Raw genomic sequence first — 12,429 nt, 5'->3', positions numbered from 1 at the left:
CAAAATCATATTTATTATTTAGATCCTCAAATCGATTCAGTGGAAGTATCTTTCTGATTTCTTAATCTAAATTTTGCGAACTTTATAAATAAAATTGTTGGTCAATATCACAATTTTGTATGAAACTTGGCTTATCTCCGCAGAGAGTTCTGCTATGCTAAAAGCCCATAAAATCAAGCATGGATGATTTACATGAGCGTGACGATTGGTACCCCATTACAGGCTTCTGCCTTCAAGGTCTTATTACTGGGTTCAGGCGAACTGGGCAAGGAAGTGGTAATTTCCCTGCAACGGTTAGGTGTCGAGGTTCACGCTGCTGACCGCTATGACCATGCACCTGCCATGCAAGTTGCCCATCAGTCGCATACCTTGAATATGGCTGATCCAGCAGAACTCAGACAGCTGATTGATCAGGTGAAACCAAATCTGATTGTCCCGGAAATTGAAGCGATTGCCACCCAGGTGCTGGTTGAAATTGAAGAGCAGAATATCGCAACGGTAATTCCATCCGCGAAAGCAGTGAATCTGACCATGAACCGTGAAGGCATCCGTCGTCTGGCTGCTGAAGAACTGGGCCTGCCAACATCTGCTTACCGTTTTGCCGATACTTTAGAATCTTTCCGTGCCGCTTGTGATGATATTGGTTATCCAAACTTTGTGAAGCCTGTGATGTCCTCTTCAGGCAAAGGTCAGTCTCGTGTCAAAAGCTTCGATGAAGTTGATGCTGCCTGGGAATATGCGCAAACGGGTGGTCGTGTAAATCAAGGTACCGTCATTGTTGAGTCACAGATTGATTTTGATTTTGAAATCACCCTGCTCACTGTTCGTGCCAAAAATCCGAAAACAGGTGAAATCGAAACTTCTTATTGCGACCCGATTGGTCACCGTCAGGACTCTGGGGACTATGTTGAAAGCTGGCAACCTCAGCCAATGACACCTGCTGCATTGGAAGAAGCCAAGCGAATTGCCAATAAAGTAACCGTTGCGCTCGGTGGTTGCGGTATTTTTGGGGTAGAACTCTTTGTCAAAGGCGACAAAGTATGGTTTAGTGAAGTGTCACCACGTCCACACGACACCGGCTTAGTCACTTTAGCTTCCCAGTTCCAAAGTGAATTTGAGTTGCATGCGCGTGCGATCCTGGGTCTTCCGGTAAATACCACTCGTCATAGCGTTGCAGCCAGTGCTGTGATTTACGCTGGTGTAGATGATCAGAATCTTTCTTATTCTGGTCTGGATCTTGCTTTAGCAGATGGCAATACAGACTTGCGCCTGTTTGGCAAGCCTGAAGGCTTCAAACGACGTCGTATGGGTGTAGCAACTGCACGTGCTGAAACAACAGATCAGGCACGTGAACTTGCGCAACAGGTGGCTCAACAAGTCAGTGTCAACCAAAACTAAGCTGAAAAACGAAACGGACGACTGTTCATGATCAATACCCTGCCATTGCTGAATTACACCAAAAGTAACCATGACATTAAAGCCATTAACGAATGGCGCAGTGATGTCGAGCACCAGCTGCAGGAATGTTTTGAAAATGGTGAGTCGATCCGTGACATTATTCTGACCCGATCAAATCTGATTGATGAAGCGCTACAGTTCCTGTGGAAGCATGCTGAACTCGATCAGACTGATCTGGGGCTATTTGCTGTCGGTGGCTACGGTCGCCGCGAAATGCTGCCCTATTCTGATGTCGATATCATGATCCTGTCAGAAGATGAAATTACGTCTGAACAGGAACAGTTGATTTCGACCTTTATTTCATCCTTATGGGATGTCGGCAATTTCAAGCCAGGTATTAGCGTCCGTACCATTAGTGAATGTGTCAATCAGGCCAGCAGTGACCTGACTGTAGCCACGACCCTGATTGAGTCCCGTCTGATTACCGGTAATGAAAGCCTGGCCAAATGGCCACGTCGTATTGTGTCTCAATCCTGGACCGACAAGACCTTTTTTGATGCCAAAATGGAAGAGCAGCATAAACGCTATGCTCAACATAACAATACCGAAAGTAATCTCGAACCGGACATTAAAAATGCTCCGGGTGGTATTCGGGATATTAACCAGATCGGCTGGATTGCTAAACGCCATTTCCGCGTAAACCGTATTTATGATCTGGTACATCTTGGTTTTATTTCAGAATTTGAACTGGCCGTTTTAGAAGAAGCCGAAAGCTTCCTCTGGGAAATCCGTCATCATCTGCATCGCATTACCAAACGCGATGAAAACCGCCTTTTATTCGACTATCAGCGTGATATCGCCGCGAAGTTCGGCTATGTACGTGAAGAAGGCCAGCCGCAGAACTATCCGATCGAACAGTTTATGAAGCGCTACTACCGCAATGCACAGCAGGTATCGACGCTGAATGAAATGCTGTTGGCTTATTTCAATGAATCGGTAATTACCCCGCGCCTGCCAAACTATGAGCGTAACATCGAAGAAATTAACCAGAACTTTAAACTGGTTGATGGCAAACTTGCGGTACAGCACCATAAAACTTTCTCGGAAAATCCAAGCGCGATTCTGGAAATCTTTTATCTTCTGGCAAACCGTCCGGAGATTGAAGGCATCCGTGCCCGTACCTTGCGTCTTTTAACGCTCGCAGCAAAACGGATTGATCAGGATTATCGCAATAATCCCGTTCATCAAGCGCTGTTCATGGCGATTATCCGTTCACCATATCGTTTATATGAAACCTTGGTAGCAATGAAACGCTACGGCGTATTAGGGAATTATATTCCGGCCTTTGGCCAGATTATGGGGCTGATGCAGTATGACCTGTTCCATATCTATACTGTAGATGCGCATACCCTACTGCTATTACGCAACCTGAACCGCTTTAAGGAACCGGAATTCGCCAAGGAATTTCCGGTAGTCAGTTCGGTGTTCCAGCGTCTGGCCCGTCGTGACATCGTCTATCTGGCTGCCCTGTTCCATGACATTGCCAAAGGTCGTGGTGGTGACCATAGCGAACTCGGTGCCACAGATGCGATTGCATTCTGCCGCACGCATGGCTTTACCGAACGTGAATGCAATCTGGTTGCATGGCTGATTCAAAATCACCTAATTATGTCTGTGACTTCACAGAAAAAAGATATTTCTGATCCGGATGTGGTCCGTGAATTTGCAGAAAAAATGGGTGATATGGAGCACCTGGACTATCTGTACACCCTGACTGTTGCCGACATTAATGCCACCAATCCAAAACTGTGGAATACCTGGCGTGCGTCTTTAATGCGTCAGCTATATACGCATGCGCGTGATGTGATCCGTTCTGGTCTGGGTCGTCCGGTGGATTATCAGATGCTGATTGAAGACACCAAGTTTGCTGCCAGCGAACTACTGGTACAGGACTTCTCTTTGTATGATGTAGAAACCATCTGGCAGGAGCTGGGTGATGACTACTTCCTGAAAGAATCGCCAGATGAAATCGCCTGGCATACCCGTGCCATTTTACAGCATGGTGATAATTCTGAACCGCTGGTGCTGATGCGCCCGCATCGTAAATATGCGCAAGATGCAGTGCAGATCTTTATTTATACGCAAGATAAACCAAACCTGTTTGCCACCACAGTGGCCGTTCTGGACCGCATGGACCTAGATGTACAGGATGCAAGAATTATCACAGCAACCAAGGCGTTCAGCCTAGACACGTATGTCGTGCTTGACCGTTTCGGTACGCTGCTTACCGATCCGGAACGCGAGCTGAAAGTGATTAATGCACTTAAAGATGCTTTAAGTCATTCCGATAAATACCCAGGCCTGATGCAGCGCCGTATTCCACGTCAGCTCCGTCATTTTGATATTGAAAATACGGTAGATATCAGCCTGAACCCTGTTTTGAACCAGAATATGGTGGAAATTGCCACGCTCGACCAACCGGGTCTACTTGCCAAAGTAGGCGGATTATTTATGATGCGTGGTCTGGATATCCATTCTGCTAAAATTGCCACACTTGGCGAACGTGCCGAAGACATTTTCTTTGTCACCAAAAAAGATGGCATGCCGTTGAACCCTGAAGAATCTTCTGAATTTGCCTGTGCTTTAAAAGCAGCGCTGGATGAAGCCTCTAATCAGGTCAACAGTCAACACTCACATTAAAACGCGGTAACTCATTCATGAACTCTAGCTTGTCTTTATTGCATCCTTATCCATTTGAAAAGTTGAATAAACTTTTTGCGGATATTAAGCCTGCGAATATGCCACTCATTCCCCTATCGATTGGTGAACCAAAGCATCCAGCTCCTGAGTTCGTGAAACAGGCGATTATTGATAATTTTCAGCACCTTTCGACTTATCCAAACTCGAAAGGTTTACCTGAACTGCGTACTAGTATCGCCAACTGGCTGACTCGCCGTTTTAAACTAAATAGCATTAGCGCAGACAGCAATATCTTGCCAGTATCGGGTACCCGTGAAGCAATCTTCTCTTTTGTACAGGCCCTGATTAATCGTGAAGATGCACCTTATGTGGTGATGCCAAATCCTTTTTATCAGATTTATGAAGGTGCAACGCTACTTGCAGGTGCAAAACCTTACTTTATCAACTGCACTGAGGAAAATAATTATCTTGGTGATTTTGATACAGTCCCTGCTGAAGTCTGGGAAAAAACCGCACTCTTATTTGTCTGCACACCGGGTAACCCGACAGGTGCAGTCTTGTCTAAAGAACAGTTTAAAAAGCTAATTGCACTTTCTGATAAATATGATTTTGTGATTGCTTCAGATGAATGCTACTCAGAGTTATGGTTTGATGAAGCCCCTGTCGGTTTACTGGAAGTCTGTGCAGAGATCGGACGTGATGACTACAAAAACTGCGTAGTATTCCATTCGCTCTCTAAACGCTCGAATCTTCCAGGCATGCGTTCAGGCTTTGTTGCGGGTGATGCGGATTTGCTTAAACCTTATCTGCAATATCGTACTTACCACGGTGCAGCGATGCCGGTTCAACATCAGCTGGCTTCAATTGCTGCCTGGGATGATGAAGCACATGTTGAAGAAAACCGCGTACAGTACCGTGCCAAGTTTGATCTGTTCCAGAAAGAACTCGGTCATCTGCTGCCACTGAAAAAACCGGATGCGGGTTTCTACTACTGGTTGAAAGTAGACAATGACGAAGAATTTGCCAAACGCTTAATGGAACAGGCACATATCAAAGTACTTCCTGGCCGCTACCTGTCTCGTGATACTGAGCAAGGCAATCCAGGTGAAAACCATGTACGTCTGGCATTGGTGGCTGATCTGGCACAATGTGAACAGGTCATTGAGCGCTTAAAAGTCATTCTTTAACCAAAAATTTTTAATAAAAAATCCACTATATTTATAGTGGATTTTTTATTTCAATTTTATGTTCCAGACTATACACCAGATTGTGGTCTACACCCTTAATCGGCTCCAGCTTGGCAGCCAGCACCGCTTCTTTAACTTTAGCATCGACAACTCTCAAGCCAGAACTCTGAATGATCTCAACGTCGGTAATCCGCCCTGTATTGGCGATGACCGTCATTTGCACGATTACTGTCTTGGCACGTTGCAATTCTGCATCATTTAATCTCAGATACGGTGCTTTTAGCCAGCTGACTTCATAGCCCTGCTTCGCCAGCAAATGTGGCGGAACAGCATCTTTGACAGTAGGCGGCTGATAAGCTGGAACAGGCTGCTTCAGCCTTTTTAGTAATTGCTGGGTTTTTTCATCCTGTGCATAAGCAGGAGCTAAAAACAGCCCGATATATGCGCTAAATAGCAGGCTCTGAACGAGGATTCTGGATAGCATGGCAATGGCTTGAAGAGAGTAAAGGCGGCCAATAACCGCCTTACAGCGCTTTTTCGATCTCAGCTTCCAGGTCTTCAGGCTTGGTGGTTGGCGCAAAACGGTTCAGTACCTTGCCATCACGCCCAATCAGGAACTTGGTAAAGTTCCATTTAATACCATTACCCAGAATCCCTTTAGAATTATTGGTCAGATAACGGAAAATCGCATGCGCTTCAGGGCCTTTGACATCGATCTTGGAGAACATCGGAAATGTCACCCCATAGTTCTTCTGGCAATATGCACCAATTTGCTCATTACTGCCCGGATCCTGTCCGCCAAACTGGTTACAGGGAAAGCCTAAAACTTCCAGGCCACGATCTTTATATTTCTCGTAAAGTTTTTCCAGGCCGGCGAACTGCGGTGTGAAACCGCACTTACTTGCGGTATTCACAATTAACAGTACCTTTCCTTCATAGTCTGCAAATTGTTTGGTTTTTCCATCTAACAATTCAGCTTCAAACTGATATATGCTGGTCATGGATAAGTTTCCTCATCATTTTTTTCTTGTGTTTTTAATTCTAATGAAGCGGAGTTCACACAATAACGTAAGCCAGTTGGCTGTGGTCCGTCAGTGAAAACATGCCCTAAATGTGCATCACAATGATGGCAAACAATTTCTGTTCTGACCATACCATGAGATGTGTCTAAATGCTCTTCAATTGCAGAGCCGTTGATCGCCTTATAGAAACTTGGCCAGCCACAGCCACTGTCATATTTGGTTTCTGAGGTAAATAAAGGTTCACCACAACAACGGCATACATAAGTACCATCTTGTTTCGTATTCCAGTATTTACCGGTAAATGCTGGCTCCGTCCCTTTTTGACGTGTAATACGGAACTCTTCAGGTGATAACTCTCTTTGCCATTCTCTGTCTGATTTACTGAGTTTTCCCATGATGACGGTCCTTTCTATCTTGCTATTTTAAATAGGATAATTCTATATTTACGTGATTCATTTTAAAAATTCTAGTGTTTGTTTAACATTTTACAAAAGACATATAATTCCCAAAAAAGCAAAAAGTAAGCAAATAAACAAAATAAAAGTAAGCATTTCGTTCATTAAATGCTTTTTTGTAAGCAATTTTAGTGGTAGGCTTGGTACTAAATTTGCTCAGGATTAAATAATGTCGCAAAAAAAAAGCGTAATTTTTAAAAATCTATTGCCGGTGATTAAACAATATCAACAGCTTGGATTTACGCATGAAAAAATTGTTGCATTACTCCGAGATGAGCACGATCTCGATCTAGTCACCACTGAGACATTTAAAAGCTATTTATATCGTTATGCAAAAGTGACCTCCACTCTTTCAGAGAACATCAAAATGCCGAACACTTTCCAAAAATCTCGCGAAATCAAAAAATCGTCTAAACTCGAGCATGTATGCTATGACATTCGCGGACCAGTGTTACGAGCGGCCAACGAGATGGAGGAAGCCGGACATAAGATCATCAAGCTGAATATCGGCAACCCTGCTCCATTTGGTTTTGAAGCACCACAAGAGATTATCAATGATGTGGCACTCAACCTGCCAAATGCGATTGGATATACCGACTCAAAAGGTATTTTCCCGGCACGTAAGGCGATCTGTCAGTACTACCAGCAAAAAGGTATTCTGGATATGCACGTCAATGATGTGTATGTGGGTAACGGCGTGTCCGAGCTGATTGTAATGGCAATGCAAGGCTTGCTGGATGACGGCGATGAAATGCTGATTCCAATGCCTGATTATCCGTTGTGGACTGCGGCAGTGAACCTGTCTGGTGGTACTGCGATTCACTATAAATGTGATGAAGAAAATTACTGGTATCCAGACATCGCAGATATGGAAAGCAAGATCACACCAAATACCCGCGGTATCGTGATCATTAACCCGAATAACCCGACGGGCTCAGTTTATCCACGTCACGTATTACAGCAAATCGTGGATCTGGCGAAAAAGCACGACCTGATTTTGTTTGCTGACGAAATTTATGACAAGATCGTTTATGACGGTATTGAGCATGTTGCCGTTGCATCACTTGCCGGTGATCAGCTATGTATCTCTTTCAATGGCCTGTCTAAAGCTTACCGTATTGCAGGTTACCGTTCTGGCTGGATGGCTATTACGGGTGATAAGTCTCGTGCAGCAGATTACATCGAAGGTCTGGATATGCTGGCATCGATGCGCCTTTGTGCCAACCATCAGGCTCAATATGCAATTCAGACTGCTCTCGGGGGTTACCAGTCAATTAATGACCTGATCCGCCCAGGTGGTCGCCTGTATGAGCAGCGCAATATTGCATGGGAAATGCTCAATGAAATTCCTGGTGTCACTTGTGTGAAACCAGAAGGTGCAATGTACTGCTTCCCGCGTCTAGATCCGGAAATTTACCCGATTGAAGATGATGAAAAACTGATGCTGGATCTGCTGCGTGCCGAGAAAGTATTGCTGGTTCAAGGTACAGGCTTTAACTGGCCAACTCCGGATCATTTCCGTGTGGTATTTCTGCCAGCAGAAAATGAACTGCGTGAAGCTATTAACCGTTTGAGCCGTTTCCTGGCAAAAATTCGTTAATAGCACCGATAAAAAAACCGCGTTTAATAGCGCGGTTTTTTATAATTAATTTGCTTTTAAGTCTTTTAGTGGATTACCAAATTGTTTCAGATATTCAATCCCTAATTGACGTGAACCCTGATCATTAATATGGTTATCATCTTTTAGGCGATATAAAGGCACATCATTCACGATGATCTTACATACCTGCTGATCACAGATCACTTTGGTCGGATCAATGATTTTCAAATCAGGGTATTTCAGTTTGGCTTCAGCCAGAATCTGATTAAATGGTTTTAGATAAGTATCGTAGCTTTTTCTGGAAACCGTACATTGTGCATGTCGATTTAGAATCTCGTTACGGATATTACAGTCTGAAGGTATTCTATCCCAATCCAGACGTGGCACATCGTTCAGTATTACTACTTGATCACTCGCTTTGCGGGCAATTTCTAGCGCTTTCATCAAGCCGACTTTAAAGATTTCATTATTGCGCTGATGAATCCCATCTTTAAGTTTCACCTCATCTCCAAAATATGGCGCATAAGAACCGGCTAAAATAATCATTGGATAATGGGTTTTAGACAGATGTTCGGTAAGAGCATTATTACGTTGCTGAAACTTAATGAGTTCTTCCCAACGTCCGAGCTTTAACTCAGAACGCTGTATACCAGGCAAATAAAAAGTTGAACTCTGGGCAATATCATAACCACGTAAATTGGCATCTTTAGCCCATTCATCCAGCATTGCAGTATAGGCATTGGCATGTGAATCACCGATCAATAAGAAATCAATATCATCCTTCGTGTGTCCTAATATGCAATCTTTGGGATCAGGTAAGGTTTTCGGATTCGTATCCATACACTGGCTACGAATCACATGCGCATAAGCCTGCAATGCTTCCTGCTTGACATATACGGAGGGTGGAAAGCGATCAGGAAAACCCTCATTGTTTTTAATAATCTGAGCGATAACAATAAAGATGATCGCAGGAATTACAAATCCGAGAAGAATCACCTTGTAATTGGCAGCCATTACAAAGCGTTTTAGGGGTTTTTCTGCCAGCTGATAGGTAAGAAATGCCAAAAGCACTGACAGCAGGAGAATGATGATCTGATTTTCTGTATTGAGTGGCAGCATATAAATGCCAAATAGCACGATAATCGGCCAGTGCCATAAATACAGCGGATATGAAATTTTTCCGATCCAGGTGCTCAGCTGATTACTGAGCAACAGATTGGTTGTGGGTACAGATTGGCCCAGATAAATAATTACTGCTGTTGCCAGACACGGAATCAGCGCCATAAGACCGGGAAATGGTGTTTGTTGATCAAAATAAATCGCTGCTGCAAATAAAACAAGAACCCCAAGCCACACCAGAATTTGTAGTAATTTTTTAGGGAGTTTTGGTCGTGGCAAACAGGTAATCAATGCGCCAATCAGTAACTCAAAAGCCCGGACCGGCATGCTGTAATAGGCCTTGGCTGGATTTTGCGTGAGTTGGTACTGGGCATAAACCAGTAGAACAATAATGAATGTACTGATCATCAACCAGAGATATTTGCGTGATGCTCTGGTAAAAAATAGCCATAATATTAAAGGCCAGAAAATATAGAACTGTTCTTCCACCCCCAATGACCATAAGTGCAATAGGGGTACATTTTCCACGCTCGGGCTAAAGTAATCCCCCACTTCATTGCGCATATAGAGATTCGCAATGAGCACAGTGGCATACATGACACTCTTAAAGTATTCAGTCAGTTCACCCGGCAGCATCACCTGCCAGGCAATCAGGCTAACCACAGCGAGTACGGTAAAATACGCTGGTGCCAAACGGACTACACGTTTTTTATAGAATCGTGCAATTGAAAATTGTTGGGCCTGAATATCGCGTGTGAGAATAATGGTGATCAGATAACCTGAAATCACAAAGAAGATATCTACACCAATATAGCCACCAGAAAATAGTGACCAGCCTAAATGATTGAAAATAACCAGAGATACCGCAATAGCACGTAGGCCATCGATATCTGGTCTGTAGGCAATACTCATAAAAACAGGAAAAGCGGGAGATAAGCTATTTTATGCTTTTCCAATTTCAGAATAAATTTTTTTATATTTATCTTACATTATGGCGTTTATTCTAATTCCTCAGCTTTCAAGTAAGGATAAGGATTCGTAGCACCCTGCCCACTAAAATAAATTCCATAATGCAGATGTGGTGGCGTGGTTTTAGCATTACCGGTATTGCCCACATAGGCAATGACTTCGCCAGCTTCCACCCAGTCACCTTCCTGAATATGCTCAGCATAATCCTCCAGATGTGCATAATAATGCTGGCTCAGCTCAGGTCCTGTTAACCAGATCACTTTACCGCCCAAGTTATTAGTTCCAATATTTCTAACAATACCTCTGGTCGCACTCAGCACAGGTGTACCTCGTTTAGCAAAGATATCAATTCCTTCATGCTTACGGCCTGCACTTCGTGAAGCACCCCAAGTATCATTGAGCTGTCTTTGCGTCACACCTTCGACTGGAATGGTTAAAGGTTGCGATAAAGTTTCTTTTCTTAATTGCCAATACAGATAAGGACTTTTCCAGCCCGCTGACTCACCAGAAGGTGGTGGCTGACAGCCACTCAGAAGTATTAATATAGTAATCAGTAACAAGGAGGTGCTTAAATTCGGCACTGCAATTTCTCATTCATTCTTCTTAAAATAATCTTATTCAATTCAATCTGATTACACGTGCTGTTCTTGTAATTTTTATTGATGATTCCTTTGAATATTATTTTCTCTTCTAAACAGCAAAAACCCTCTTATAGAGGGTTTTGTCATTGATTATCAACGATTCAAAATCATGGACTATTTACGTTTTTTCGCCCGTGATGGTTTAGATTTTTGAGGTTGCTGCTGTTGCTGCTGTTGATCCTCATCCTGCATGGAATCCTTTTTGTCCTTTTGCTGAACCTGCTTATGTTTTGCCTGAGATCTAGCCATTTTTGACTCCTACTCATCTCGATCAAAAAGATTGTTTTTCTACTCTAACCACTATAAATAAATAACCAATGCAAGAGTCGTATCTAATTGCTTCAATGTAATTACATTTTAGCTAAGTTATTCTGTTTTAAGGGGACATGGTTTTTTGTAATTACAAGTTTTACAGATTTTTGCAGACTGAAACATGAGATTACTCAGCGTATAATTTATATATTGAGATTTATAAATATGAAGCCAAGATTTTAGTGTCAGCTCCGACTGTAAAGATCATAGATTATGATGACTTTAACTCGGTCATTTTAACCCTGTATTGTTTATCTAAGATATTGGAAGAGTCCCTTCTCTGCCACAATAGTGATTTTAATATGGATATTCAGAAAACCTGGCAAGCAAGATTAAAATTTTTACAGATAGATGAGAGTGATCAGACAAAAATGGCTAAAAAAGAAGTGTTTATTTCCGTCGATATTGAAGCTTCCGGCCCGATTCCTGGGGAATATGATTTGCTATCTATCGGCATGTGTCTTGTCGATCAACCTGAGATCCAGTTTTATTGTGAATTAAAGCCGGTCTCCCATAAAGCTGACCCGAAAGCCTTGGCCGTTAGCGGTTTCAATTTAGAAGATTTAACAAAAAATGGGATAGACCCCACCACTGCGATGCAGAATTGCGCCACTTGGCTTGAGCAACATCTTTCCAAATCTGAAACACCAATTTTTGTCGGATTAAATGCCGGTTTTGACTGGTCTTTTATGAATTATTATTTCCATAAATTTATCGGACACAATCCTTTTGGTGTTTCCTCACTCGATATTAAATCTCTTTATATGGGTGCATTTGGCGGACGTTGGTCAGATACACGGGCAAAGAATATTATTGAAATTTTAAAGCCACAAAGCAGAGGCAATCACAATGCATTACAGGATGCGATTTTTCAGGCTGAGCTGTTCCGTTTAATTTTAAAACAGATTCAGGTTTGATTTTATTAACACTTATAGCTGCACTTTACCCTTTTACAAGATACTATTCACAGGTTCAACTGCCAGCGGTTTCAAAAATATTTCGAGATAAGCAACACTTTAAGGCCGT

General features: G+C 42.9%; 11 protein-coding genes. 5 read left to right on the top strand and 6 right to left on the bottom strand.

Annotated elements, in window-relative coordinates; all coding sequences use genetic code 11:
* Positions 1-183: 183 nt before the first annotated feature.
* Genes purT through dapC form a run of 3 tightly spaced genes read left to right on the top strand, consistent with a single transcriptional unit; the run spans position 184 to position 5,285 of the window.
* Positions 184-1,398: a formate-dependent phosphoribosylglycinamide formyltransferase gene (purT, locus tag BK820_RS08715; protein ID WP_171058620.1), complete on the top strand. Its 1,215-nt coding sequence runs from the start codon at positions 184-186 to the stop codon at positions 1,396-1,398.
* Between the two features lie 27 nt (positions 1,399-1,425).
* Positions 1,426-4,098, top strand: coding sequence for a [protein-PII] uridylyltransferase (glnD, locus tag BK820_RS08710; RefSeq protein ID WP_071320670.1), 2,673 nt, complete (start codon positions 1,426-1,428; stop codon positions 4,096-4,098).
* Between the two features lie 17 nt (positions 4,099-4,115).
* Positions 4,116-5,285, top strand: a complete 1,170-nt coding sequence (gene dapC / locus BK820_RS08705) for a succinyldiaminopimelate transaminase (RefSeq protein ID WP_071320669.1) — start codon at positions 4,116-4,118, stop codon at positions 5,283-5,285.
* Between the two features lie 31 nt (positions 5,286-5,316).
* Here dapC and BK820_RS08700 read toward each other — a convergent pair whose 3' ends face one another.
* Genes BK820_RS08700 through msrB form a run of 3 tightly spaced genes read right to left on the bottom strand, consistent with a single transcriptional unit; the run spans position 5,317 to position 6,702 of the window.
* Entirely contained in the window at positions 5,317-5,769 is a 453-nt protein-coding gene (locus tag BK820_RS08700) for an energy transducer TonB family protein (RefSeq protein WP_071320668.1), read from the bottom strand.
* A gap of 40 nt (positions 5,770-5,809) precedes the next feature.
* Positions 5,810-6,286 carry a glutathione peroxidase gene (locus BK820_RS08695; protein ID WP_004815442.1) on the bottom strand — a complete coding sequence of 159 codons (477 nt, stop codon included), beginning with the start codon at positions 6,284-6,286 and terminating at the stop codon, positions 5,810-5,812.
* Positions 6,283-6,702, bottom strand: a complete 420-nt coding sequence (gene msrB / locus BK820_RS08690) for a peptide-methionine (R)-S-oxide reductase MsrB (RefSeq protein WP_004815441.1) — start codon at positions 6,700-6,702, stop codon at positions 6,283-6,285. The genes BK820_RS08695 and msrB overlap by 4 nt, the downstream gene beginning before the upstream one ends.
* A 229-nt stretch (positions 6,703-6,931) precedes the next feature.
* On the opposite strand from msrB, the gene BK820_RS08685 reads away from it, so the two are divergent.
* The gene (locus tag BK820_RS08685) at positions 6,932-8,362 is read left to right on the top strand and encodes a pyridoxal phosphate-dependent aminotransferase (protein ID WP_071320667.1); all 1,431 of its coding nucleotides are present in this window, start codon (positions 6,932-6,934) and stop codon (positions 8,360-8,362) included.
* 45 nt (positions 8,363-8,407) lie between these two features.
* On the opposite strand, the gene BK820_RS08680 is transcribed toward BK820_RS08685, so the two are convergent.
* The 3 genes from BK820_RS08680 to BK820_RS15765 form a co-directional block, all read right to left on the bottom strand.
* Positions 8,408-10,393 (bottom strand): acyltransferase family protein, encoded by a 1,986-nt coding sequence (locus tag BK820_RS08680; protein WP_071320666.1) that lies wholly within the window; start codon positions 10,391-10,393, stop codon positions 8,408-8,410.
* Positions 10,394-10,479: 86 nt separating this feature from the next.
* Positions 10,480-11,031 (bottom strand): M23 family metallopeptidase, encoded by a 552-nt coding sequence (locus tag BK820_RS08675; RefSeq protein ID WP_071320665.1) that lies wholly within the window; start codon positions 11,029-11,031, stop codon positions 10,480-10,482.
* Positions 11,032-11,205: 174 nt separating this feature from the next.
* A complete protein-coding gene (locus BK820_RS15765; RefSeq protein WP_004892608.1) occupies positions 11,206-11,340 on the bottom strand; it encodes a hypothetical protein in 135 nt (44 codons plus the stop codon).
* A 245-nt stretch (positions 11,341-11,585) separates the two neighbouring features.
* Here BK820_RS15765 and BK820_RS08670 point away from each other — a divergent pair, with 245 nt between their 5' ends.
* Positions 11,586-12,320 carry a 3'-5' exonuclease gene (locus BK820_RS08670; RefSeq protein ID WP_005222656.1) on the top strand — a complete coding sequence of 245 codons (735 nt, stop codon included), beginning with the start codon at positions 11,586-11,588 and terminating at the stop codon, positions 12,318-12,320.
* The last annotated feature ends 109 nt before the right edge of the window (positions 12,321-12,429 follow it).

It is taken from the genome of Acinetobacter sp. LCT-H3, from assembly GCF_001866125.1.
Taxonomy (GTDB): domain Bacteria; phylum Pseudomonadota; class Gammaproteobacteria; order Pseudomonadales; family Moraxellaceae; genus Acinetobacter; species Acinetobacter schindleri.
Note: the sequence above shows the minus strand (reverse complement) of the source record. Positions and strands in the feature narration are given on the sequence as shown.

What these genes read in the sequence shown, in the direction of transcription:
- purT (WP_171058620.1), top strand. Translation starts at nt 184, where the DNA reads ATGATTTACATGAGCGTGACGATTGGTACCCCATTACAGGCTTCTGCC.
- BK820_RS08680 (WP_071320666.1), bottom strand. Translation starts at nt 10,393, where the DNA reads ATGAGTATTGCCTACAGACCAGATATCGATGGCCTACGTGCTATTGCG.
- BK820_RS08695 (WP_004815442.1), bottom strand. Translation starts at nt 6,286, where the DNA reads ATGACCAGCATATATCAGTTTGAAGCTGAATTGTTAGATGGAAAAACC.
- BK820_RS15765 (WP_004892608.1), bottom strand. Translation starts at nt 11,340, where the DNA reads ATGGCTAGATCTCAGGCAAAACATAAGCAGGTTCAGCAAAAGGACAAA.
- dapC (WP_071320669.1), top strand. Translation starts at nt 4,116, where the DNA reads ATGAACTCTAGCTTGTCTTTATTGCATCCTTATCCATTTGAAAAGTTG.
- BK820_RS08685 (WP_071320667.1), top strand. Translation starts at nt 6,932, where the DNA reads ATGTCGCAAAAAAAAAGCGTAATTTTTAAAAATCTATTGCCGGTGATT.
- BK820_RS08700 (WP_071320668.1), bottom strand. Translation starts at nt 5,769, where the DNA reads ATGCTATCCAGAATCCTCGTTCAGAGCCTGCTATTTAGCGCATATATC.
- msrB (WP_004815441.1), bottom strand. Translation starts at nt 6,702, where the DNA reads ATGGGAAAACTCAGTAAATCAGACAGAGAATGGCAAAGAGAGTTATCA.
- glnD (WP_071320670.1), top strand. Translation starts at nt 1,426, where the DNA reads ATGATCAATACCCTGCCATTGCTGAATTACACCAAAAGTAACCATGAC.